Origin of the sequence: Mesorhizobium sp. 131-2-1 (genome assembly GCF_016756535.1) — a bacterium.
Taxonomy (GTDB): Bacteria; Pseudomonadota; Alphaproteobacteria; order Rhizobiales; family Rhizobiaceae; genus Mesorhizobium.
The window spans coordinates 6,676,487-6,700,843 of sequence record NZ_AP023247.1 but is presented as its reverse complement, the minus strand read 5'-3'; the positions used below and the strand labels follow the sequence as shown (position 1 = coordinate 6,700,843).

The 24,357-nt window shown below is 61.5% G+C and carries 21 protein-coding genes and 2 pseudogenes; 9 read left to right on the top strand and 14 right to left on the bottom strand.

All coding sequences use genetic code 11. The features are described from left to right. Window positions 1–191: 191 nt before the first annotated feature. Together JG743_RS32205 and JG743_RS32200 are read left to right on the top strand one after the other, a co-directional pair. Window positions 192–1,526, top strand: a complete 1,335-nt coding sequence (locus tag JG743_RS32205) for a dicarboxylate/amino acid:cation symporter (RefSeq protein WP_202296457.1) — start codon at window positions 192–194, stop codon at window positions 1,524–1,526. Window positions 1,527–1,705: 179 nt separating this feature from the next. Next, entirely contained in the window at window positions 1,706–2,287 is a 582-nt protein-coding gene (locus JG743_RS32200) for a histidine phosphatase family protein (protein ID WP_202303148.1), read from the top strand. Window positions 2,288–2,306: 19 nt separating this feature from the next. Here the strand turns inward: JG743_RS32200 and JG743_RS32195 are convergent, their stop codons facing one another. Both JG743_RS32195 and JG743_RS32190 read right to left on the bottom strand, forming a co-directional pair. Beyond that, window positions 2,307–3,065 carry a pseudouridine synthase gene (locus tag JG743_RS32195; RefSeq protein ID WP_202296455.1) on the bottom strand — a complete coding sequence of 253 codons (759 nt, stop codon included), beginning with the start codon at window positions 3,063–3,065 and terminating at the stop codon, window positions 2,307–2,309. A gap of 291 nt (window positions 3,066–3,356) precedes the next feature. Continuing rightward, window positions 3,357–3,965 (bottom strand): hypothetical protein, encoded by a 609-nt coding sequence (locus JG743_RS32190; RefSeq protein ID WP_244673021.1) that lies wholly within the window; start codon window positions 3,963–3,965, stop codon window positions 3,357–3,359. 139 nt (window positions 3,966–4,104) lie between these two features. On the opposite strand from JG743_RS32190, the gene JG743_RS32185 reads away from it, so the two are divergent. Then, window positions 4,105–6,282 carry an adenylate/guanylate cyclase domain-containing protein gene (locus JG743_RS32185; RefSeq protein WP_202296453.1) on the top strand — a complete coding sequence of 726 codons (2,178 nt, stop codon included), beginning with the start codon at window positions 4,105–4,107 and terminating at the stop codon, window positions 6,280–6,282. Window positions 6,283–6,474: 192 nt separating this feature from the next. Continuing rightward, a complete protein-coding gene (locus JG743_RS32180; RefSeq protein ID WP_202303144.1) occupies window positions 6,475–8,664 on the top strand; it encodes an adenylate/guanylate cyclase domain-containing protein in 2,190 nt (729 codons plus the stop codon). A gap of 12 nt (window positions 8,665–8,676) precedes the next feature. On the opposite strand, the gene JG743_RS32175 is transcribed toward JG743_RS32180, so the two are convergent. The 9 genes from JG743_RS32175 to JG743_RS32135 form a co-directional block, all read right to left on the bottom strand. After that, entirely contained in the window at window positions 8,677–9,177 is a 501-nt protein-coding gene (locus JG743_RS32175; RefSeq protein ID WP_244673020.1) for a YHS domain-containing (seleno)protein, read from the bottom strand. Between the two features lie 12 nt (window positions 9,178–9,189). Further along, window positions 9,190–9,780, bottom strand: coding sequence for an ankyrin repeat domain-containing protein (locus JG743_RS32170; RefSeq protein ID WP_202296451.1), 591 nt, complete (start codon window positions 9,778–9,780; stop codon window positions 9,190–9,192). A gap of 687 nt (window positions 9,781–10,467) precedes the next feature. Continuing rightward, entirely contained in the window at window positions 10,468–11,490 is a 1,023-nt protein-coding gene (locus JG743_RS32165) for a transketolase family protein (protein ID WP_202303139.1), read from the bottom strand. After that, the gene (locus tag JG743_RS32160; RefSeq protein WP_202303137.1) at window positions 11,487–12,326 is read right to left on the bottom strand and encodes a transketolase; all 840 of its coding nucleotides are present in this window, start codon (window positions 12,324–12,326) and stop codon (window positions 11,487–11,489) included. The genes JG743_RS32165 and JG743_RS32160 overlap by 4 nt, the downstream gene beginning before the upstream one ends. Window positions 12,327–12,345: 19 nt before the next feature. Further along, window positions 12,346–13,098, bottom strand: a complete 753-nt coding sequence (locus JG743_RS32155) for an SDR family NAD(P)-dependent oxidoreductase (protein WP_202296449.1) — start codon at window positions 13,096–13,098, stop codon at window positions 12,346–12,348. 40 nt (window positions 13,099–13,138) lie between these two features. Beyond that, on the bottom strand, window positions 13,139–14,032 hold the full coding sequence (locus JG743_RS32150; RefSeq protein WP_202296447.1) for an amidohydrolase family protein: 894 nt from the start codon (window positions 14,030–14,032) through the stop codon (window positions 13,139–13,141). Window positions 14,033–14,097: 65 nt separating this feature from the next. Further along, window positions 14,098–15,060, bottom strand: coding sequence for a substrate-binding domain-containing protein (locus tag JG743_RS32145; RefSeq protein WP_202296445.1), 963 nt, complete (start codon window positions 15,058–15,060; stop codon window positions 14,098–14,100). A gap of 22 nt (window positions 15,061–15,082) precedes the next feature. Beyond that, window positions 15,083–16,087: an ABC transporter permease gene (locus tag JG743_RS32140; RefSeq protein WP_202296443.1), complete on the bottom strand. Its 1,005-nt coding sequence runs from the start codon at window positions 16,085–16,087 to the stop codon at window positions 15,083–15,085. Next, window positions 16,084–17,616 (bottom strand): ATP-binding cassette domain-containing protein, encoded by a 1,533-nt coding sequence (locus tag JG743_RS32135; RefSeq protein WP_202296441.1) that lies wholly within the window; start codon window positions 17,614–17,616, stop codon window positions 16,084–16,086. Before JG743_RS32135 ends, JG743_RS32140 begins: the two co-directional genes overlap by 4 nt. Before the next feature lie 131 nt (window positions 17,617–17,747). On the opposite strand from JG743_RS32135, the gene JG743_RS32130 reads away from it, so the two are divergent. The 3 genes and pseudogenes from JG743_RS32130 to JG743_RS34910 form a co-directional block, all read left to right on the top strand. Next, complete coding sequence (locus tag JG743_RS32130) at window positions 17,748–18,719, top strand: LysR substrate-binding domain-containing protein (RefSeq protein WP_244673019.1); 972 nt, start codon at window positions 17,748–17,750, stop codon at window positions 18,717–18,719. A gap of 699 nt (window positions 18,720–19,418) precedes the next feature. Continuing rightward, window positions 19,419–19,709, top strand: coding sequence for a DUF5996 family protein (locus JG743_RS32125; RefSeq protein WP_010913496.1), 291 nt, complete (start codon window positions 19,419–19,421; stop codon window positions 19,707–19,709). 147 nt (window positions 19,710–19,856) lie between these two features. Then, window positions 19,857–20,328, top strand: a pseudogene (locus tag JG743_RS34910) (transposase); the annotation flags it as partial. Window positions 20,329–20,543: 215 nt separating this feature from the next. Here JG743_RS34910 and JG743_RS32115 read toward each other — a convergent pair. After that, window positions 20,544–20,750: pseudogene (locus JG743_RS32115) on the bottom strand (transposase); the annotation flags it as partial. A gap of 396 nt (window positions 20,751–21,146) precedes the next feature. Here JG743_RS32115 and trxA point away from each other — a divergent pair. Both trxA and JG743_RS32105 read left to right on the top strand, forming a co-directional pair. Further along, the gene (gene trxA / locus JG743_RS32110) at window positions 21,147–21,467 is read left to right on the top strand and encodes a thioredoxin (RefSeq protein WP_010913498.1); all 321 of its coding nucleotides are present in this window, start codon (window positions 21,147–21,149) and stop codon (window positions 21,465–21,467) included. Window positions 21,468–21,767: 300 nt separating this feature from the next. Further along, entirely contained in the window at window positions 21,768–22,223 is a 456-nt protein-coding gene (locus JG743_RS32105) for a hypothetical protein (protein WP_202296437.1), read from the top strand. A 39-nt stretch (window positions 22,224–22,262) separates the two neighbouring features. Here JG743_RS32105 and JG743_RS32100 read toward each other — a convergent pair whose 3' ends face one another. Continuing rightward, window positions 22,263–23,645 (bottom strand): sensor histidine kinase, encoded by a 1,383-nt coding sequence (locus JG743_RS32100; RefSeq protein WP_010913500.1) that lies wholly within the window; start codon window positions 23,643–23,645, stop codon window positions 22,263–22,265. Further along, window positions 23,632–24,309 (bottom strand): response regulator transcription factor, encoded by a 678-nt coding sequence (locus tag JG743_RS32095; RefSeq protein WP_010913501.1) that lies wholly within the window; start codon window positions 24,307–24,309, stop codon window positions 23,632–23,634. The genes JG743_RS32100 and JG743_RS32095 overlap by 14 nt, the downstream gene beginning before the upstream one ends. Window positions 24,310–24,357: the final 48 nt, after the last annotated feature.

The following is a 24,357-nucleotide window of genomic DNA, read 5'->3' as shown; positions in this document are numbered from 1 at the left end:
ATGCGGATGACCGCACGCCTTGGCCAGGCAGGACGCCCTTCGGTTTGAAAAAAGCCAACAAAATCAAAGAAAATCTGCGTCGGCCGAAACTGGCACGCCCGTTGCTAACAAAGAGTCGGCAGCCGCGAGGCTGTTGGAGGTCAAAGCCCCGGGAGGTCGAGCTTCTCGATCGGGGCGCAACGGAGGACGTCATGCAGACAGCATTCGCTGCCGCCGAGCCGCGCGGCAAGATACCCTTTTATCGGCATCTCTATGTGCAGGTCCTGACGGCCATCGCCGCCGGCATCCTGCTCGGCCATTTCTATCCCGACATCGGCGCGTCGCTGAAGCCGCTCGGCGATGCCTTCATCAAGCTGGTCAAGATGGTGATCGCGCCGGTGATCTTCCTGACCGTGGCGACCGGCATCGCCGGGGTCTCCGACCTGCACAAGGTCGGCCGCGTCGCTGGCAAGGCGATGATCTACTTCCTGGTCTTCTCGACGCTGGCGCTGGTCGTCGGCCTTGTCGTCTCCAACGTCGTCCAGCCGGGCGCCGGCATGCACATCAATCCGGCGACACTCGACGCCAGCAAGGTGTCGACCTTCACCGAGAAGGCGCACGACACAACTATCGTCGGCTTCCTGATGAACATCATCCCCGACACCATCACCGGCGCCTTCGCCCAGGGCGACATCCTGCAGGTGCTGTTCTTCTCGGTGCTGTTCGGCGTCGCGCTGGCCCTGGTTGGTGATCGCGGCCGTCCGGTGGTCGACTTCCTGCAGGCGCTGACCGCGCCGATCTTCCGCCTCGTCGCCATCCTGATGAAGGCCGCCCCCATCGGCGCCTTTGGCGCCATGGCCTTCACCGTCGGCAAATACGGCATCGGCGCGATCGCCAATCTCGCCTTCCTGATCGGCACCTTCTACCTGACGTCGCTGCTCTTCGTGCTGGTCGTGCTCGGCGCCGTGGCATGGTACAACGGCTTCTCGATCCTGGCGCTGATCCGCTACATCAAGGAAGAGCTGCTGCTCGTGCTCGGCACCTCGTCCTCGGAAGCCGCCCTGCCGGGCCTGATGGCCAAGATGGAGCGTGCCGGCTGCAACCGCTCGGTGGTCGGCCTGGTCATCCCGACCGGCTATTCCTTCAACCTCGACGGCACCAACATCTACATGACACTGGCCGCGCTGTTCATCGCCCAGGCCACCGACACGCCGCTCACCTTCGGCGACCAGATCCTGCTGCTGCTTGTCGCCATGCTGAGCTCCAAGGGTGCCGCCGGCATCACCGGCGCCGGCTTCATCACGCTCGCCGCCACGCTCTCGGTCGTGCCTACGGTGCCGGTGGCCGGCATGGCGCTGATCCTCGGCGTCGACCGCTTCATGTCGGAATGCCGCGCGCTGACCAACTTCGTCGGCAACGCGGTGGCGACCATCGTCGTGGCGCGCTGGGAAGGCGAGCTCGACCAGAAGCAATTCGCCGCCGCCATGGCTGGCCAGTTGCCGGAAGAGGCCGACCTGGCGCTGTCGGGCGGTCTCCAGCCTGCCTGATCGACCGAAGCAATTCCAGGAAAAGTGTCCAGCGGTTTTCCGTCGGAATTGCGCAATCAAGGAGGCATCCTCCCGAGCCTGGACAGGCCGTGGCTCCGCCGCGGCCTGTTCTTTTTTCCGATCGCCGCATAGGGTGGCGCGGGCCGGTTCCATCGGCCGCATTCAACCGTGAGGGCCGGCTGATGAGCGCGTTTCCCGAAATCTACCTCATACGCCATGGCGAGACGGAATGGAGCGCTTCCGGCAAGCACACCGGCCGCACCGACATTCCGCTGACGGCAAGGGGCGAGGAAGCCGCCCGTGGTGTCGCCGATCGGCTCAAGGGCCTGACCTTCCAGGCCGTATGGTCGAGCCCTTCGCAGCGCGCTTTCGACACCTGCAGGCTGGCCGGCTTCGGCGCTGCCGCGGTCAAGAAGCCGGACCTGCAGGAATGGGACTACGGCGCCTATGAAGGTGTGACGACGAAGGAGATTATCGCCAAACGTCCCGGCTGGAACGTGTTTCGCGACGGCTGTCCGGGCGGCGAGCAGGCGGCCGATGTCGGCGCCAGGGCCGATGCCATCATCGCAGGGCTTCGCGCCACATCCGGCAATGTCCTCATATTCTCGAGCGCGCATTTCCTGCGCGTGCTTGCGGCGCGGTGGGTGGCTCTGCCGCCCGAAGGCGGCGCGCTCTTTGTACTCGACACTGCCAGCCTCAGCATTCTCGGTTACGAGCACGACCTGACCGAGCCGGTGATCCGCCGGTGGAACCAGAAATAGCCGGCATCGTCGGTCGTCCCTACTTGCTCTCGCCCGCCAGCATCGCCAGTTCCTCCGCTGTCAGGTGCCGCGCCTTGCCCTTGGCAAGATCGCCGAGCTGCAAGGGGCCGATCGCCACCCTGATCAGCCTCAGCACCTCGACGTCGAAGGCGCCGAGCAGGCGGCGGATCTGGCGGTTGCGGCCTTCATCGAGCACGATTTCGAGCCACGCCGTGCGGCCGCCGCTGCGCAGCATCTCGATCGAGCGCGCCGTCAACAGTTCGCCGTCGACCGTCACGCCGCTGCGAAACCGCCCCAGCATGGTTTCGTCGGGCGAGGTGCCGATCTGCACATGATAGGTCTTGCCGACATGCGAGGCGGGATCGAGCAGCCCATTCGCCCAGCGCGTGTCGTTGGTCATCAAGAGCAGGCCTTCGCTCGCCTTGTCGAGGCGGCCGACCGGCGACACGAAGGGCAGGTCGAGCCCCTCGAGGCAGTCATAGACCGTGCCGCGACCCGCGGGGTCGTCGCGGGTGGTGACCAGGCCGCGCGGCTTGTTGAGCATCAGATAGACCTTGCGCTCGGCGACCACGCGCTCCCCGTCGACCGTGATGCGGTCGCGGTCGAGGTCGACACGCATCGACGGATCGCGCGCGACCTTGCCCGCCACCCGCACGCGGCCTTCCGCGACCAGCAGCTCGGCCTGCTTGCGCGAGCACAGCCCAAGCTTCGACAGCGCGCGGCTGAGGCTGACACCCACGCTCGGAGGTCGTCTGATGGTATGCGGCGGTCGTGCCATGATCCGGCATTCTTTCCCGATGAACGGCGACAGATGCCACGGGCGGCGGCGGGATCGCAACCCACCTGGGTTCCATTGACTCGCGCCGCCGCAAAACCCGACCAACTTGGTCATGGCCGAGCGGCTGAACGCCTTCCCCGGTCTCGGCGCCGGCTTCGGTTGCATGCCGGCGAGAACCACATGTCGATACTGCCGGTGACGGTCAACCGCGCGGTGCAGGCGGCGTTCAGGGTGAAGTAGACTGGCCTTTGCCGAAAGCCTGTCCGGCAGAATGAGCGACGTGTTGAGACGTCATTCCGCCGGGGGTGCGCTCAACCGCCTATAGGAAACGCCGTCGAACACCGCCGTCACGAAATCGGTGACCGACATCTTGCGCTTGCGCCCGTCGCTGCAGGCATAGACCGGCCAGCCATCGTCGCTGCATTCGCTGGCCAGGCAGATCTGGGCAAGGCAGTTGCCGGCGGTCAGCCGGAAGCCGCCCTTGCCGGCGAAGCCCTGCAGCAGGCTGCCGTCCGCCGAGCGCCATGTCCGTTGGCTGAATTCCGTGCGCAACAGCCGCGGCTCAAGAGGAACCGCGAGGCTGGTTTGGCCGGGACGTGTTCCGAGTTGCAGGCGGAAGCGCGCCATCGCGGTGGTATAGGCGGTGACGGTATCGGATTCCTGCGCATAGGCTGTCGCGAGACTGGCGTGGTCAAGCAGATGAGACACGCGCTCGCCTGCCTCTACCGGCGTCATCAAGGCAACGATGGCAACAAGGGCGAAGCAAGCTCGCGACATAGATCTTCCAGCAGCCATTCCGATCCGGCGTGCCGGTTTGCCCCCCGGTTTGCCTAAAGCAGCATCCCGCCATTCGGCGCCGGGCGCAAGCCGGGGGAAGTGGTTGGATTGCGCCTCGCGCAACATAAATCACCACGAGAAGTGATTGAACGATGGGCGTTGGCTGTCCCCATGGGATAGCGGTCGAACCCTCGCGTCCGACGCGGGACTGGAATAGTCTGCAGCGAGGCCGCTTGATCGACCGGGGAGGGCGCAGGTAGGTATGGAGCGAAGGCTTACTGCGATACTTGCTGCTGATGTGGTTGGCTACAGCCGCCTCATGGGCGAGGACGAGGTCGGCACGCTCGAACGATTGAAGGGTTGCCGTCGCGAACTGGTCGACCCGGCGATCAAGGAATTCCACGGCCGCATTATCAAGCTCATGGGCGACGGCGCGCTGGTCGAGTTCGCCAGCGTCGTCGATGCCGTCCAGTGCGCCGCCGTGATCCAACGCCGGATGGCCGATCGCAATAAAGGCACCGCTGATGCCCGGCAGATCCGGTTTCGCATCGGCGTCAACCTCGGCGATGTGATCGTGGACGAAAACGATATCTACGGCGATGGCGTCAACATCGCCGCGCGCCTGGAGTCGATGGCCGAGCCGGGAGGTGTATGCATCTCGGGCACGGCGTTCGATCATGCGCTGCACAAGGTTGATGTCGGCTTTGCCAGTCTTGGCGAGCAGCGCCTCAAGAACATCGCCGATCCGGTTCGCGCCTATCGGCTGCTGCTGGATCCCGCAGCATCGGGAAAGGTCACAGCTGCGCCACACCGGCCGGGCCCGCGCGCCGTGATCCTGGCAGGCGCCGCCGCCCTGGCGATTGCCACGATTGCCGGCTTTTTCGCATGGCAGAAGCTCTCGGTGCCATCGCGGCCATCGGTTGCCGTGCTGCCGTTTGCAAATCTCGGCGGCGATCCAGGCCAGGACTATTTCGCCGACGGCGTCACCGAGGATCTGATCACCGACCTCACCAAGCTTTCCGGTCTGGACGTCATCGCGCGCAACTCGGTGTTCGCCTACAAGAACAAGCCTGCAGCGCTGGCGGACGTCGCGCGCGACCTTGGCGTCCGCTACGTCGTCGAGGGGAGCGTCCGCCGCACCGGCGAGCAGATCCGCCTCAATGCCCAACTCATCGATACGGCAACGGGCGACAATCTGTGGGCCAACCGGTTCGACCGCGGCATGGCCGGCGTGTTTGCCGTCCAGGACGAGATGAGCGGGGAGATCGCCAAAGCGCTCGGCATGCAACCTTCAGCAGCGGAAAGCGAGCGCATGGCGCGCCCGCCGACCGAAAACCTCGAAGCCTACGACTTCTACCTTCGGGCCGAGCAGACAGCACGGACCGGCCGGCGCGACGGGCTGCGGGAGGCGCTCGCGCTCTACGACAAGGCGGAGGAGCTCGACCCCGCCTTTGCCGAAGCCTTCGCGGCGGACGCAAGCATGACAGTCTATATCTGGCGCGAATCGTTCAACGACATCATGCAGAGCGCGCCCGCGCGCAAGCGCGCCTATGAGAAGGCAAGCCGTGCGCTGCAACTCGACCCGGACCTTTCGTCGCCTTATGCGATTCTAGGCATCATGCAGGTCGTGGATCGCCGCTACGAGGAAGCCATCGCTTCGGCCGAGCGAGCCGTCGCGCTCGGCCCCGGAGATGCCGAGACACAGATCGCGCGGGGATATGTCCAGCTGTTTGCCGGCAATCATGCCGAGGCAGCCGTTGCCGTCGAGACGGCGCTCAGGCTCGATCCCAACCTTTCCCCCATCAACCGGCAAATTGCCGGTCTGGTCTTTCTCATTCAAGGCAACACCGACAAGGCGATTGAGGCGCTCGAACGCGCCCGCGACGAGGCGCCGTCAGTTGGAGATTTCAGGATTGACCTCGCTGCGGCCTACGCCCGCGCCGGCCGTTTGCCCGATGCAAGAGCGGCGGTCGCCGAGGGACTACGTTCCACGTCGACAGCTGGGTCCGATTCATTGTCTGCATATCGGCTCAACGGTGCCCAATATCGTAACCCGCGCGATTTGGCTCTCATCATCGACGCGTTGCAGCAGGCCGGCTTGCCCGAATGGCCGTTCGGCTTCACCGGCGACGAGCACAACCGCTTGAAGGGCGAGGAGATCGCCTCGCTGGTGCTGGGCCATACGCTGCAGGGCCAGCTTGAACCCGCTCTCCAACCAGCCTTCCTTCAGATCGGGAGCGACGGCAAGGCGGCCTTCCGCTCCACGACGCGGCTGGTCACCGAGACCGTCTACGTCGATCGCGATCTCTTATGCGAGCTGAGCGAGAATATGTTCGGGCGCCCCGACTGCGGACCTGTCTACAAACGCCGCGACGATGCCGGCACCGGCTATTCCTTTGTCAATTCAAGCAAGGTGTTTCACTTCACTGTCGTTCAGTAGTTGCACGCGTCTCAGTGATATTTGTCGAGTTCCATGGCGGACGTTGTACCCCCAAGGTCCGATGTCGTGAGGTGACCCGATCCGGTCATTCCCATCGCATTGCGTCGTCGGTCGCGCCGCTCGCGTCCGACGCGGGACTGGAATAGGCTGCAGCGAAGAAGCCGCTTGATCGACCGGGAGGGCGCGGCGAGTATGGAGCGAAGGCTTACCGCGATACTTGCTGCCGATGTGGTCGGCTACAGCCGCCTCATGGGCGAGGACGAGGTCGGCACGCTCGAGCGGTTGAAAAGCTGCCGTCGCGAACTGGTCGACCCGGCGATCAAGGAATTCCACGGTCGCATTATCAAGCTCATGGGCGACGGCGCGCTGGTCGAGTTCGCCAGCGTCGTCGATGCCGTCCAGTGCGCTGCCGTGATCCAACGCCGGATGGCCGATCGCAATAAAGGCACCGCTGATGCCCGGCAGATCCGGTTTCGCATCGGCGTCAACCTCGGCGACGTCATTGTCGAGGAAAATGACATCTATGGCGATGGCGTCAACATCGCCGCGCGACTGGAGTCGATGGCCGAGCCGGGGGGTGTATGTATCTCGGGCACGGCGTTCGATCATGCGCTGCACAAGGTTGATGTCGGCTTTGCCAGTCTTGGCGAGCAGCGGCTCAAGAACATCGCCGATCCCGTTCGCGCCTATCGGCTGCTGCTGGATCCCGCAGCCTCGGGGAAAATCAAGGAGGCAGTTCGCCGGCCGGTATCCCCCCGGGCGATCGGGATGGCAGGAATCGCGGTCCTGTTCGTCGTGCTCCTCGCAGGATTGTTTGCGTGGCAATCGGGGACATCTTCCCTGGCCGACCGACCATCGGTTGCCGTGCTGCCGTTTGCAAATCTCGGCGGCGATCCAGGCCAGGACTATTTTGTGGACGGCATCACCGAGGATTTGATCACCGACCTCACCAAGCTTTCCGGTCTCGACGTCATCGCCCGCAATTCCGTCTTCGCCTATAAGAATCGGCCTGCGGCGCTGGCCGATGTCGCGCGCGACCTTGGCGTCCGCTACGTCGTTGAGGGCAGCGTCCGCCGCACCGGCGAGCAGATCCGCCTCAATGCCCAGCTCATCGATACGGCAACGGGCGACAATCTGTGGGCCAACCGGTTCGACCGTGGCATGGCCGGCGTGTTTGCCGTCCAGGAAGAGATGAGCGGGGAGATCGCCAAAGCGCTTGGCATGCAACCTTCGGCAGCGGAAAGCGAGCGCATGGCACGCCCGCCGACGAACAATCTCGAGGCCTACGATTACTATCTACAAGCCGAGACGGCGTCACGCAGCGGCCTGCTGGCCGGTCTGCGGCAGGCGCTTGCGCTCTATGAAAAGGCGGAGGGGCTCGACTCCGCCTTCGCGGAAGCCTTTGCGGCTGACGCGCGCACGACAGTCTATATCTGGCGCGAGGCCTTCAACGACATCATGCAGAGCGCGCCCGCGCGCAAGCGAGCCTATGAGAAGGCGAGCCGAGCCTTGGAACTCGAACCGGACCTTTCATCGCCCTATGCAATTCTCGGTGTCATGCAGGTCGTGAATCGCCGCTACGAAGATGCGATTGCCTCTGCCAGGAAGGCTGTTTCAATCGGTCCGGGCGATGCAGAGGCGCAAGCAGCCCTTGGATATGTCCAGTTATGCGCCGGCAATTATGCCGAGGCAGCCGCAGCGGTCGAGACAGCGCTCAGGCTCGACCCCGACCTCTCCGCCATCAACAGGGAAACTGCTGGGCTGGTTTTTCTTCTGCAGGGGAATGTCGATAAAGCGATCGAGACTCTCGAACGCACCCGCGACGATGCGTCCACGGTTGGCAACTTTCGGTTTACACTCGCTGCGGCGTATGTCCGCGGCGGCCGTCTACCGGATGCGAAAGCCGAAATCGCAGCTGGGCTCCACCTCGTAGCAGGGTCCAGCTACGTGGACTCTTTGGCTGGGTGGCAGATGACTCATGCACATTTCCGGAACCCGCAGGATCTGGCGATCCTCGTCAACGCACTGCGCCAGGCAGGCCTACCCCAATGGCGCTATGGCTTTACCCCGGACGAGCACGACCAGTTGAAGGGTGCTGAGATCGCGTCCCTCGTCATTGGCCATACGTTGCAAGGCCAGATCGAACCCGGTCTCCAACCAGCCTTCCTCCAGATCGGGAGCGACGGCAAGGCGGCCTTCCGCACGACGACGCGGCTGGTCACAGAGACCGTCTACGTCGATGGCGATCTCTTGTGCGAGCAGAGCGAGAACCTGTTCGGGCGCCCCGACTGCGGTCCCGTCTACAGACGCAATGACGCTACCGGCAAAGGCTACTCCTATGCCAATACAAGTAAGGTGTTTCACTTCACGGTCGTCCAGTAGGCGAACCTGGTCTCAGTGATACTTGTCGAGCTCCAAATTGGCCGCGACCTTCGGCCAGTTGGCATCGGCTTTCGGTATTTCTTCAGCCGCATGCGCGGCGAAATTGTCCGCATTGCCGACATCGTAGATTAGGTAGAGCTTGCCGTCGATTATCTTGAATGCTTCCGGATCGACATTGACCGTGACCCCACCGCCGACGACTTCGCCGGCACAGTAGCCGCCATATTGAGGCGCGTACTTGACCGGTTCGCTCATGAACATTTCCTGGTGTTTCTTGCTGGCGAAATGCCAAGGCGTCCCCAGCCATTCATAAGTGAACTCTTCGGAGCCCTTCACGGCCTTGCCGTCAGTGAAGTAAGCGACCGTGTCGTAGCCCATGATCGCCACACCGCCGAAATAGCCGGTGTTTACCGAATCGTCGGCCCAGGCCGACCCCGCGCCGGCGACCGCAGCTACAGCGACTAGGGCAGTCGCGCCCAAATTCCGAAGTCGTGAGTTGATCATCGTGCTCATCTGCATCCTCCGTTAATCGTGGATCTCTGCGCACTTCGCCGCGTTCGCCTCGCCAAGGATTTTGGCTTGGCAGGTAGCACCATGGCGTTTGAAAAGTCGTATGATATCCGTGTTGCCCTTCCAGAATGCGCGCGTTGTCGGCATGTAGCCATGACCCTCGGGATGGTTCACATCGGCACCTTTCGCAATAAGGAATTCGGCCAGTTCAACGTGGTTTTCCTCGCCGGCCACCAGCAACGGCGTAACACCCGCCTTGTTGGCGGCATCGTCGAGCACCGCGCCTTTTGCCAGCAGCAGCTTGGCGATCGGCAGGCTGCCCGAGAAGGCCGCCGCGTGGAGCGGTGTGAAGCCGCCCGAGTTCCGGGCCATGACGTCGGCGCCCTTGCTCAGCAGCAATTCCGCAATTGCTGGCTGGTCGTCGAGCGCAGCAGCGATGAGAAGGGTTGCCTGGTCGCGTGCCCGGCTGTCAACGTCGGCACCACTCGCGAGAGCTTGCTCGACACCCGCTTTGTCGCCGGCAGCTATGGCGTCGAACAGCACATCGCCCGCCGCTGCATTGGTCGCGGCAAACGCCAATACGAAAAGTATCAGCAATCCACGCATCAGAATTGATATCACGCGCGAGGATGGCGTACAAGTTCAGCACAACGGAGCCCCGCGTCATGGCGCTCTGGCGTTGCCCGCCTGCGAGCCAGCAAGCTGGAACGTGCGCGTGGGATTGCGCCAAATAGGAACCATGTTTGGGCACTCGTCTCACTCGAGCACATCCGGGCACCGGAGCGTGCCCGAATAGCCCGCCCGAGTGCGGGCTCTCCTCAGGGGTGATACCGGGTGATCCGGCGTGCAAACGAATGAATCAAAGTTTCCAGAAACTGCCGCAATCGAACCTGTGGATCGTGTCTAGGCAGATCGCCCTTTCCCGAGCCTATAGCGAGCCTAAGATTTGACGAGATTGCACTAAGCTCTTGAAAAGGATGGTGCCCAGAGGCGGAATCCAAGTAGAGGAAATTTGAATTCGTTTTCAATCGCCTCGGCATGGAGCAATAGCAGCGCGGACCAACAAAAATACCAACAAAAAATTTCTGTGGATTGATTCGGTTCCCGAAAATTGCTTATCGCTCCGACGCCGCCGTATCTAATCTTTGACGCAGTAGAGCATCGAAGCGACTTATCACCCGCTCGTCAACACGGCAGCTTTGCGCAGCATGTCGGTGATCAACACCAATTCTGGCCCGTTGCCGAAAGCGGACATGCGACCGCGAAGAATTAGCTCGAGCTCCTGCTTTGCTTTTACTCTGTCCATTTGCGGACACGACGCACGAGCTCGGACGATGAGATCCCGTAGCGATCATGAAGCGTCAGCAGTGCGCCAGCATCGAGGAACTCGTCGGGCAGGGCAATCTGGCGAAAGACTGGGGCCACGCCCTCCCGCATCAGCAACGCGGCAACGCCTTCGCCTAGGCCACCAATGATGGTGTGATTCTCCGCCACCACCACCAGCCGTCCCGGACGGCGCGCGCCATCAAGTATCGCCTGCGTGTCCAGAGGTTTGATCGTCGGCACGTGCAGCACCGCGCAGTCGATGCGGTCTGCTTCAAGCGCCTTCGCGGCCTCCAGCACTCGCATGGTCATCAGGCCGCTGGAAATGAACAGCACGTCCGCCCCATCGCGCAACAGCCGCGCCTTGCCGATCTCGAACGTGTAGTCGTATTCGTCGAGCACGACAGGAACTTTGCCGCGCAAAAGCCGCATGTAGACCGGGCCCTTGTAGTCCGCGATTGCCTCCGTGGCCTGTTCGATGTCGAGCGCGTCGCAAGGGTCGATGATCGTCAGGTTCGGCATGCCGCGGAAGATCGCGATGTCTTCTGTCGCCTGGTGGCTGGGGCCGTAGCCGGTGGTCAGCCCCGGCAGGGCGCAGACGATCTTGACGTCGAGCTTCTCCTCGGCAATCGCCATGCAGATGAAATCGTAGGCCCGTCGGGAGGCAAAGACAGCGTAGGTCGTGGCGAAGGGCGTGAAACCCTCCCGCGCCAGGCCGGCGGCGGCACTCATCAGCACCTGCTCGGCCATGCCCATTTGATAGAAGCGATCCGGATGCTCCTGCGCGAACACATGAAGGTCAGTGTATTTCGCAAGATCAGCCGTCAAACCCACGATTCCGGGCCGCTGATGGGCTAGCCTTGCAAGCGTGTGTCCGAACGGCGCACTGCGCGTCGGAACGCCATCGGGCGCGATCGAGGCGATCATCGCCGAGGTGGTCTTGCGCTCACCCGCGTTGACGGCGTGGCGCGGCGCGAATTTTGACTGCCTCACTGCGGACGTCCCTTTTCCAGAGCCTCGAGCGCCAGAGCCCACTCATAGGGCTCGACGCGGATGAAATGCGTGATGTCGCGGGCCTCCAGGAAAGGCACACCCTTACCCATGCGGGTGTCACAGACGATGATACGTGGACGCGGATCCTTGAGACCCCGGGCGTTGTCGAATGCAGCGCGGACGGAGTCGATGTCGTTGCCGTCAACGCGCTGCACGTGCCAGCCGAAGGCCTCGAACTTGTCGGTCACCGGCTCCGAAGAAAGCATGGCTGTGGAGGGGCCGTCGGCCTGCAGGTTGTTGAAGTCGACGATGGCGATGAGGTTGTCGAGCTTGTGATGGGCGGCAGACATCGCTGCTTCCCAGGTCGAACCCTCGCCAAGCTCACCGTCGGACAAGAGGTTGTAGACGAAACAATCGCTCTGCTTGCGTTTCAGTCCCAGGCACATGCCGACGGCAATACCAAGACCGTGACCAAGCGAGCCGCCGGTGATCTCCATGCCAGGTGTGTACGCCGCCATGCCGGACATCGGCATGCGGCTGTCGTCGGTACCGTAGGTCTCGAGCTCTTCCTCCGGCAGCACGCCTGCTTCGATCAATGCCGCGTAGAGTGCGATCGCATAGTGTCCGATGGATAGGAGGAAGCGATCGCGTCCCTCCCACAGCGTGTCGTCCGGCCGGTAGCGAAGTGCATGGAAATAGGCGACCGCAAGCACATCGGCGACGCCGAGCGCCTGCCCGACATAGCCCTGGCCCTGGACTTCGCCCATGCGCACGGCATGTCGACGGATGCGATAGGCGCGTTCGGCAAGGCTGACATTGCTGCCCGCGCGTGGCATCTCGAATTCCGTTGTCCCGTCAGCCATGGATCAGCATCCCCCCATTGACGTCGATCACGGCACCGGTGATGTAGCTGGCCAGATCGGAGGCGAGGAAGAGGTAGGCGCCCGCCACGTCACGCGCATCGCCCAGGCGACTGAGCGGGATACCCTTGATGATGTCAGCGCGCATGGCATCGGTCAGTTTGCCGCCGGTTATGTCGGTCTGGATCAGGCCAGGCGTGACGCAGTTGATGCGAATGCCGTCAGGCCCGAATTCGCGTGCCATGGCCTTGGCGAGGCCGAGCACACCCGCCTTGGCGGCTGAGTAATGCGGGCCACCGAAGATGCCGCCGCCGCGTTGCGCTGAAACCGACGACATGCAGATGATCGAGCCGCCGCCATTTTCACGCATATGCGGGATGAAGGCCTGGCTGAGATAGAGCACGCCGCGCAGATTGACATCGAGGATGCGGTCCCAGTCGGCCGGACCGATGTCCAGTGTCTTTACGGGCTGCGTGATCCCGGCAATGTTGCATAACACCTCGACCCTTCCGAACGCTTCGGTCACTTCTGCCGCAGCCCTCTTGCAGGCATCGAGGTCGGCGACATTGCAGGCGAGGCCGATATGCTCGGGCCCAAGCGACGCGGCGGCGTCACGGGCTCGTTCCTTATCGAGGTCAAGAATAGCAATGCGCGCGCCTTGCTCCGCCATCAGCGTTGCCGTGGAGCGGCCAATTCCCCGGGGACTCGCGGCACCCGAAATCACCACGGCCTTGCCCTTCAGCAACATGTCAAAGTCTCCTGCTGTCTCAATTGTTTCGGCGGATGATCTAGAGCCGGTAGTAGCGAGCGGCGTTGTCGTGGAACAATGCAAGCCGCTCCTCGTGTGTGTAGCCTTGCGTGATCTCCTTGAAGGCGTTCACGATGGCGTCGAAGCTCGAGAACAGCTTGTCGACGGGGAAGTTCGTCGCGAACATTGAGCGGCCGACACCAAAGGCCGCGATCGCCTCCTCGACATAGGGACGGATCGACGCCGTCGTCCAGGACCAGTCGCCCATGCCGAGACCCGAGATCTTGCAGGCGATGTTCGGCGCTTGCGCCAATCTGTGCATGCCTTTTTTCCAGGCCTCGAAATGCTCTGGGCCATCGACCTGCATGCCGGTGTGATTGAGAATGATCTGGACGTCGGGAAAGTCGCGCGCGAGCTGGAGAAACTCTTCCATCTGCGGATAATAGAGCTGCAGGTCGAAGCTCAGTCGGCGCTTCGCCAATTCCCTGAAGCCGCGCCGCCATTCGGGAGTACGACTGACCCCAGGCCGCGCCTGATAGGTCTTGGCAGGGTCTTGATGATAATTCATCGACTGCCGGATACCCCTGAAGTTTGGATACTCCATGTGCCGGTCGAGGAGGTCGCCGACGTCGGGTTTGGACAGGTCGGCATAGCCGACGATGCCATGGGGGAAGCCCCGCTTGTTCGCGATTTCCTGCAGCCACCGGGTCTCCCCGACCGAATCGCTGGGATCGAACCCAACGTCCAGATGCACCGATTTCACGAGGTTCTGGTTCCTGGCGTCCTCAAGATAGTCGTCGAGACGATAGCTCTTGCGGATTGCGTCGTAGTCGCCGAAGGCCGACGGCTTAACCCCGTCGCTCAGCCACGGATAGTAATTGGCTTCCAGATCCCACAAATGATGGTGCGGATCGATGAACGGCAGCTCGGACACGGTCTGAATTCCTCGCTCGGGATCTGGACCCGCCGGCCTCTCCCGGCGGGTCCATTGGGTGGAGGTCAGTTGCTTGGGGGAAACACGCGGTCGATGACCTTCTTGGCCTCGGGACTGTCGACCTTGTCGGCGGTAACGAGCGGCATGACCAGGGCCAGGTCCTGGGTCACCGGAGCGCCCGTCAAGGCGTTGTAGACCTGTTGGGTGCCGTCGATGCCTTGGCCGACCGCTTCCTGGAAGAAGATGCCCTGGATCGCTCCCTTCTTGAGCAGCGCGATCGTCGTCGGCGAGCCGTCTGCAACGGTAATGCTGATCTTGCCGGTCAGGCCGCGGGTCTCGACAACTTTGGCGGCGCCGCTGCCGGCTTCGTCATACATACCGTAAATGGCCTTGACGTCGGGATTGGCGGTTAAGAGGTCGTTTGCCTGGGTGACGGCTTCGTTGATGGTGAGGCCGCGTGTTTCCAGCATCTGGACGAGATCGCACCCGTTGGCGGCGAAGGCTTCCTTGGCGCCCTTCAGATATTTCTGCGCATTCTCCCGATCCTGCGGCAGCGACAGCATGCCAACCTTGTTGCCGCCACGCTCCTTGGCGAGCTCGCAGGTGAACTTGCCTTGCGCCTTGCCGGTCTCATAGTTGTTGGCAGTGACCGAGGATGTGTAATTGGTGAGGCCTGGCTGCGGCCCGATGCCGGCGAACGCGATCGGCACTTTCTGCTTCGCCAGATAGTCGAGCAGCGGCGGGGTCGATGTCGAGCTGACTGGGCCGATCACGATGGCCGAGACGCCTTTGGTAACCGCGGTCCTGGCATTGTCCATCTGCTTGGCGGGTGAGTTTTCCGACGTGTACTCGACATAGTCCATGCCGAGTTCCTTGGCCTTCTCCTTCACGCCGTAGCCAACCCACTGCCAATAGGAAATGTCGAGCGATGGGGCGATGTAGGCGACGGTCTTCTTGTCTTCGGCGTACGACGCGCTTGACAAGGCGGCCGTCGCCAAAGCTGCAATCAGGATGCTCTTCAACTTCATCTTGGTTCCTCCCGTTGATGATCTAGATGCGGTTCTTGTTGCTGAAGCGGTCGATCAAAACCGCGAGCAGGATTGCGGCGCCTGTGACCGAGCCTTGCCAGAAGCTGTTCACGCCAATGAGGTTCACACCGTTCTGGATGCAGGTGATCATCAGCGCGCCCAGCACGGCGCCGATCGCGCTGCCGGTTCCGCCAAAAAGGCTGGCCCCGCCAATGACCACAGCGGCAATCGCCTGCAGCATCAGGCTCGCCCCTGCCGTGGCTTCGGCGTTGAGGATGTAGCTGACCGTCAGCAGCCCCGCGAAAGAGGCAAGCAGGCCCGAAGCGACATAGGCCGCGAACTTGATGCGCAGAACAGGGATGCCAAGCAGCCGTGCCGCAATTGCCGACGAGCCGACGGCATAGAACCAGCGTCCGACCACGACTTTGCGCAGCACATATTCCAGCGCGACCATCAGTACGATGCAGACCACGAGATGGTTGGGCATGCCGGGGACGATCTCGCCGGAATTCAGGAGCCAGAAATCCGGTGCGCCGATCGGCATCGAACGGCCGTTGGTGACGATGAAGGCCAGGCTGCCCGCCACCGCGTAGGTGATGAGCGTGACGACGAAAGGCGCGAGCCCGACGACCGTGACCAGAAGACCATTGATCGCGCCGAACCCCAAGCCGACCGCCAGGCCGGCGGCGCTGGCGGTCAGTCCGTCAGCGCCATTGGCCATCGCCAGCGCGGTCACCATCCCGGTCAGGGAAAAGACTGAACCGACCGAAAGATCGATGCCGCCGGTGACCACGACCAGCAAAACACCGAGCGACATGATGATGAGAGGCGCGGCGGCCTGGACGATGTTTTGCAAATTACCCATGCTGAGTGCGGCGGGCACGAACATGCCAACGGCCAGCAGCAGGACCACGATTGCCGCTGCAATCGCGGCTTCCGTGCGGTAGGACAAAAGAACGGCTGGGACGCGTGACGTGGCGCTCCGGAGCTTGCTGGTGGTCGTGTTGCCGTTGGTCGCGTCGGTCATGCCGCCATCCCCGTCAGTTCGGCGAGCCCGTCTTCGGTGTAGTGCTCATCAGGCAGGAATCCCTTTGGCTGCCCATCGGTGTCGAAGGCGAAAATGGCATCGCAAAGCTCGAGCAGTTCGACATTCTCGGTCGACCACCAGATGATGATCGCGCCGGCGTCGGCCATCTCCCGGATCAAGCCGTAAATGTCATGCTTGGTGCCGATGTCGACGCCCCGCGTCGGCTCTTCCAGCACCACCATCCTGAGCGGCAACCCAAGCCAGCGTGCGACGAGAAGCTTTTGCTGGTTGCCGCCGGACAGCGAAGCCGGCAGGTCCCAGATCGAGGCGGCTTTCAACTTCAGCGCCGAAACGAGATCGCGACATTCCTGCCTCTCGGCCGCGGCAACGATCCGCCGCCTCTCGCGAACCCTGCGTGCTGCAAGCACGTTGTCGACGATGGGAAGCTGAGAAAGGATGCCCTTGGTTGCCCGGTCGCCCGAGACGAAGCCAATGCCTGCGCGCGCCGCTGCCGCTGGAGACGAGAACCGGTCGGCAAAACCCTCTCCGGAAAGGCGCCAGCCAGCTCCAGGCCCGGCGCCCACAAGGGGAGCTATGAGACCGGTCGGACCCGCGGGTGCGCCGGCCAGTCCCAGGATGGTGCCAGACGAAATCGCGATCCTGACATCTCCAGGGCCAAGGAGTTCGACGGGGGCGCCCTGTCGGCGGCGTTTTTGCGGGTTGCGGTGCATTGCCGGACCCTGTGCGGGTTGTCCCATCTGCTGGACGATCTCGGCGTCGCTAAGCAGGGCAAGTGACGTGGCATTGGCGATCGTGACGCCATCGCGCAAAATCGTGCAGACATCGCAGAGCGCGCGGATTTCCCGCATGCGGTGAGAAACAAAGACGATGCCAATGCCCTCCTCGTGCACCAACCGCTTGAGCACCCAGAAAAGTTTGGCTGTCTCGCCGGCGGTGAGGTTGGCCGTGGGCTCGTCGAGAAGCAGGACTTCTGCTCCAGTGGAAAGGGCACGAGCGATCTCGACGATCTGGCCTTCATGAAGCGACAATTTGCGTGCTGGCAGATCGATGATCTCTTCGCCGATCGCCGGGTCGATCAGCTGGAGCGCTCTAAGGGCAATTTCACGCATGCGGCGACGGCTGATCTGCGACCAGCCCGACCTTGCATGTACGATGCCGATGTTCTCCGCGACCGACAGCTCGGGCAACAGCGCCAGCTCCTGATGCACCACCGCGATGATCGGGCTGGTGCGGCCGGCCTTCGACGAGGCGACGTTAATTTCGCCGGCATCGCGTGATGTCAGCCCCGTAATGATGCGGATGAGAGTGCTTTTGCCGGCGCCGTTACCTCCCAGGAGCGCGTGGATTTCGCCAGCCCGGACCTGAAAGCTCACACCTCGTAGGACACGGGTTGCGCCATAACTTTTTTCGACATTGGCAGCTTCGATCAGGGGCTTCCTGGTCGATACCTGTCCAACTCCCGGCACGTTGCCGGCGCTACCCAAGCTTTGGGTTGAACCCGGTTCCATCCTGTATCTCCTCCCGAGACGACAGGATCATGCGACTGATTGACATTCGGCTCAATTCTCGTTTCTTAACATCCTGTGTAGCTGAACTTAACTGACTGACCAGAAAGATGTCGGATATCAAGTTCAATTCGATGACCCATTTCGAGGCCGTCGCCCGGCTCGGCGGCGTGGCAAAGGCTGCGCAGGAGTTGCAGGTGACACCTTCAGCGGTCAGCCAGCAACTGCGGTTGCTCGAACACCAACTCGGCGTGCGGCTTTTCCAGCGAGAAAAGCGCCATCTCTCGCTGACCATCGACGGCGAACGACTTTTCCAGACCACGACCCAGGCCTTCGAATCCATTCGTGAGGTGCGAAATGCCATTGTTCGCCAGCGCGAAAGCTTCCAGCTCAGCCTTCGCGTCAGTCCTTCTTTCGGCGAGAAGTGGTTGGCGCCCCGGTTGGCTGAGTTCAGCAAGGACTATCCGAGCTGGAACCTGCGGGTGGACGCCACGCCCAATTTCTCGGACTTCGAAACCGAGGTCATCGATCTCGATCTACGCTATGGCGACGGTGGCTGGGCTGGCCTTTACTCCGATTGCGTCGTCAACGACCTCATCCTTCCGATGTGCTCGCCATCCTATCTGGCGGAGCTGCGCGGACTGTCAGTCGATCCGCGCGAGCAGCTTCGCCATGCGAGACTGATCGACAGCGTGAAGGCCTATTTCCGGTGGGACTATTGGCTGCCGCGCAACGGTATCCAGGGCGCCCGCATGACGTATCCCTACCGTTTCGACCGTTCGTCAATGTCGGTTCAATTGGCCAAGGACGGAGCAGGCGTGGTCCTGGAAAGCACGACAATCGCGTTCGAAGATTTCGTGTCGGGTTCCCTGGTGCCGGTATCGACCGAGTTCGACGTCATTGAGTTTCCCGGCTATTGGCTGGTCTGTCCTTCCAGGCACATGAACCGGCGCGCGGTCCGCCTGTTTTCCGATTGGGTATCTCGGGTTGGCCAGCGCGACACCGATCGCGCACGTCAGTTTTTGTCGGAGAGCGGGCTGCATATATCGTTCGAACGACGCCCTCATTTTGGCACGCCGGATGACAGAGCGGCAACGATGTTGTGATCAGGATTTCAGAAGAGAACTGGTGGTCTTTCGCTTGCATCGTTCGGAATAATCGAGGCAGCTCTCGGCCCCCCCGCGAAATTTCAGATCAGGCGTACTGGCACAGCCTTGCGCTTGTGGCCTCCGGTCGCACGTTGCAGTTCGCAGCGAAGGTCGACCGGATTTTCGCAGCCTCATCGACACCGTGGCAGGGTCTAGGCCACAGCGAAGCAATCTTTTGAAATGCGACGCTTGAACTCGGTCAATATGCGCATTGGGCTCACCCGCCCAGGCGGAATCCAAGCGGGGGAAATCTGGACTTAGTTCTAAGCGGTTAGCGCTGGCCGACGGCCGCTCAAGCCAACAGAAATACCAACAAAATTCTTCAGTGGTTGGTTCTGTTCCCGAATATTGCCGTTCCCCCAGCCCCATCGCTCCTGAACCTTATCTCTGGGGCCGATCCGACTATTTCTGAGTTTGGCTCGGATTGTCTCCTCGATTGCTTTCACAAATCGGGAGAGCCTCGAACGATCGCCGTCACCGAAGTGTTTGCCGGTCCGACTGCGCAGGAGCTCGCGGCCTCGTTCATCGTCAGTCCGATCATGTACCATTTGGGCGTATCCAGGTGCCTAAGAACGCAGGCTGCGGTCAGGTCGGGACCTGTCAATCGGGCGCAAAATGGATCGATTCTCTATTCACGGCGGAGACATGGAGTGAGACATGGATGAGAGGTGGCCGGATATCCCATATCTGCCGTGGCGCGATACAGCCGCTGCGCTGCAGCTCTACGCACAGATCGTTGGCAAATATCGGCTCGCGCGAACACCGTGGGTGAACCACTCATGGCATGCGATGTTCTACCCGAACGCCCGTGGGTTCACCACCGGCCTGGTGCCGGATAGCGTGGGTGAGATCGAGTTGAGCTTCGACCTTGTCGATCACCAGCTTGTCGGTACATCCACCGATGGACGGACAGCACGCGTCGCATGCGCTGATCGAGCGGCCCTATGACAGCGAGGCTGTCGCGCGGTCTTTAGGGCGTTCATATCAGTGTCGGTAGTGGTCCAAAGGCTCCGGGCCTCATATTTGGGCAAAGTCAGCCCCGTTCATCTCTTCTGGGGTAGCTTCGGGTATGCGTCGCATTCTTGCATCTACACGTTCGACGAGCTGCGGCAGATGGAGCTGCGGATTGCTGAAGTCAACCGCGAGGCGATTGCCTTTCAAAGCGATACCGCACGTCGATTAATGACTATCCCGGGCATTGGTCCACTCGCGGCGAGGGCGCTTTTGGCAGCAGCTGGATCTGCCCGACAGTTCAAAGAGGCCCGCGATATGGCAGCTTGGGTCTTGTTCCCAGAGAATACTCTACGGGAGAGAAACGAAGCTGTTGGGAATAAGCAAGCGCGGCAACCGATATCTGCGCCGGATGATCATCCATGGCGCCCGCTCCTGCGTGACACACCTTGATCGCTCGCGATATCACCTTGGCGCCTGGCTTGATGGACTTCAGGCACGCATGCACACTAACAAGGTCACCGTCGCCTTGGCGGCCAAGATTGGGCGGATCGCATGGGTAGTGATGACTAAGCCCGGCGCAAGCTACGAACGGCGGGATCCGGCCTCTAGCTGATCCCATTTGTTCCAGACTGCGAGGCTCGTGAAAGTGAGGACGAGACAGTCGATCGGCGCGCCATAAGCCCTGTGCAAAAAAGCGGGTTGTGAGCCCGACCACCATTTATTTGGGAACCGCACGGGCGGATCTCATCATGGCCTGGCCGCGACAGCGGCCCACTTGCAAGAGGCCGGATACATTTGTGCAGACTGCATCGTCCTGATCGAAACGACCCTTACACGGGGCGGGTCAACATTTTTTGAAAGCAGCTCGCGAAGGGCGGCCGCGTCGAGCATCTGCTCAGCCAGAAGCTTCTTCAGCTTCGCGTTCTCCTTTTCCAAGGCCCTCAGCCGCTTCGCCTCGGAAACGTCCATGCCGCCGAATTTGGCCTTCCAATTGTAGATCGTCGCTTCGGAGATCCCATGCTTGCGAGCCAAGTCCAGCATGTCCGATCTATCCATATTACGAGTGTAACCCGTTTCGACGTTGACGCTTCAGAATTTTGGATCTTCATTAAAGGACACGCTCAAATCGGCGCATTCGATATTGAACGGAGGTCCACTTGCCGCTCGGAAAACTTACATCATCTCACCCGAGGCTCAGTCAAAGTGGAAACAGCGTTCGGCTATCACGTGGATTGAGTACGCTTCTTGATAATGGCGGGTATTTTGCCGCTTGTGAAGCAGATACTTCCCCCCGGATCCCATTGCTCTCGGTCACGGCGAGAAATATCTCGATCTTGCCGATCAGGATCAGTGTCGGGTCCAACATGAAGCCGGAACTTCAGCTCCGGTAGAGGAAGCGCAAACTGGAGCGGCCGATGAGAAGGAGCAGCCATGGCTACCGTGAAAGTCGATATAAATAACTTCCAGTCGGAAGTTCTGGAATCCGCAGCACCCGTCGTCGTCGATTTCTGGGCCGAATGGTGCGATCCCTGCAAGATGATTGCTCCGAGCCTCGAGGAAATCTCCGTCGAGATGGAAAGCAAGATCAAGGTCGCCAAGCTCAACATCGATGAAAACCCGGAACTCGCCGCCCAATTGGGCGTGCGCTCCATTCCGGCGCTCGCGATCTTCAAGGGCGGCGAAGTGGCCGATTTCTCGGTCGGCGCCAAACCGAAGACAGCTCTTTTGAACTGGATTTCGAACGCTGCCTGATCGATATCGCTCAATCTGTACCGCAATGAAAAAACCGTAGATTCTCCCCGCAAAGCGGTACGGTTCACAGTGATTTAGGGGCCTTTGTATAGGGCTCAGCCCTTTGAGCTTCAGCCTGATGTCGAAGCGATCGAGTGGCGAAGAAGCTTTTCATTGCGGCGTTGTCGAGGCAGTTGCCGCTGCGTGAATGCTGCGGCTTTTAAGCATGCCGTTGCAGTCTCGCGTGACCGCCCTCAAACCAATGATGCCCTGTTGTTCACAGGCTTTAGGCGATGCGTTTTGCTGGATCGGAGAGGGAATATGGGCAGCACCGGAGAGTTGGTCGGACAAGCAGGGCGTCCTGATAGCGAAGGAGGCCCGCATCGCATCTCCGACGCAATGTCGGACCAGCAGAAGGCGCGCGAAGAGACGCTTGCCATCGCCGGCGCGGTGGTTGCCCGCGACGGCAATCTCGACGGATTTTCGGATTCAGAGTTGGCCGATTTGGTGAACGGCTTCAGCAGATGGCCGGACGAGCAGAAGACGCGTGAAGCGCGTTTGATCCCCTCAGACAACAGAGCGATTCCCTACGGCTGGGGAGCGCCGTCGTTGGCGGAGGGCGCGATTGTCGCATGCGCATTGGTGGTGCGAGAGCCCAATGAAGCGGATGGTAAACGCACCCTTCGTGCCGAGCGAAATTCACGTCAACACGGTCCCAGGAGACGCCGGGATGTCCATGGCCGCACTACGCCGACTCTGCCGAAAGTGAGGCTCTAAAAGCCCGGACTTGACGTCGCCATCACATCGCCCTTTTTATCAAAGCCTATTACTCACTCGGGCCGCCGGACAGGATAGTTCAGCACTCAGTCCGCCGCCCTCGTGATCGCGAAGGCTTAATGAAAATTGATGCAGCCGCGCTATGGCTGCGACAAGGCTCAATCCGAGCCCATATCCCGGATCATGGCGGCTGCGGTCGAGGCGATAGAAGCGCCGGAGCACGTTGCCCCGCTCCTCGAAGGGAATGCCGGGTCCCGTATCCCAAACCCGCACGACCGCTGCTGTCGGCGTGCCAACAAGCTCTAGCCCGACCCGCCCGCCCGGCGGGGTGAATTTTATTGCGTTGTCGACGAGATTAGCTAACGCCTCGAACAGCAAGTCGCCATCAGCGTCTATCGGCACCGCCGGCTGGCAAACGACTGCGAAATCGAGGCCGCCTTCTTCTGCGATCGGCCCATAGAATTCAGCCAACGCGGTCACGATGTCGCCGAGATCGACACGTGAAAAATTCTCACGGCGGCGGCTCTGCTCCACCTCGGCAATCCGCATCAGGGCAGCGATCGTCGCCAGCAGCTGGTCGATGTCCGCCAAGGACTTCTGCATCGCAGCCCTGACAGGTGCATCACCCGAAATTGCACGCAAACTGCGCTCAAGGCGTGCGCGCAAGCGCGTCAGCGGCGTTCGGAGGTCATGGGCAATGGAATCGCCGACCCCTTTCACTTCCGCTATGAGCCGCTCGATCTCGTCCAGCATCGTGTTGACGATCACCGACAGCTTGTCGAATTCGTCTTGGCGCTTATGAACCGGCAATCTTCGGTCGAAATGGCCCTCCATGATGGAACTACAGGCTCGGCGCACAGCCTCGACGCGCCGTAACATCGCCCGGCTCATCACCAGCCCGCCGATCAACGAAAGCGCGATCGCAGGGATGATTGCGAGCGCCATGGCCCTAGCGACGATTTCTTTTATTTCGTCCAGCGATGCCGTTGCACGCCCCAGTATAAGTATGCTGCCATTGGTGAGGATGGTCGCGACGCCGCGTACGCTCTCCGATCGCTTCTCCGCACCGTTGTCCAGGGATAGCACCAGAGTTGTCGGGATATCGAGCTCCGGCAATGTTGATGGCAGTATTGCGATGTTACCGGCGAGCCGCGTGCGATCGGCTGAGAAGATGCCGAAGGCCTTTTCCTGCCGCTTGTCGATAGCCAATGCTTTCTCGATGCGGGCTGGAAGGGATGCCGGATCATCCCGTGCGAAAGAACGCGCATCGCCGATCAGCGAATCGTCGATCTGTTTGGTGAGATAGCCAACTGTCTCCCTGTAGAAAAACCCAGCCATCAGCAGAAGCGCGAGGGCAAGGATCCCCGCCGCGCCGATCGTGCGGCGGAAGCTGGCCGTTTGGAAGATCCTAGTCCTGTGCACGAAGGACAAACCCCCGACCACGAATCGTATGGATCAGCGGCAACTCATCTGCCAGATCGATCTTACGGCGCAACCGGCCGATATGAACGTCGACGAGGTTCGTTCCTGGATCGAAGCGATAGTGCCAGACATGCTCGAAAAGCATCCCTCGCGTGACGACTTGCTCGGCATGCCGAAGCAGATATTCGAGCAGGGTGATCTCGCGCGGTACGAGTTCGACGATGCGGGTACCGCGTCGTACCGTGCGGGTCAAAAGGTCAAGTTCCAGGTCGGCGAGCCGCAGGACCGTGGCTCGCTGATCGGGAGTGCGGCGCGCCAGCACCTCGATGCGCGTCCGCAGTTCAGCCAGCGAGAACGGTTTCACGAGGTAGTCGTCCCCGCCCGCCCGCAATCCTCTTATGCGCTCGTCAACACTGGACAGTGCACTGAGGACCATAACCGGCGTATCCACGCCGCCTCCGCGCAAGTTTTCGAGAAGGCTCAGACCGTCTAGGCCAGGCAGTAGGCGATCGAGCGTGATCACGTCAAAGGCCTGGGTTTTGGCTTTAGTCAACCCGTCCGGCCCGGTCGCGGCGCGCTCGACTTCGAACCCCGCCGCACAGAATTCGTCGACGATCTCATCGGCCGTATCTGCATCGTCTTCGACGACCAGGACCTTAATCACAGCGTGTTGTCCTCTCCCATTGGCCACGTTGTTGCTGCACCCCGGCGG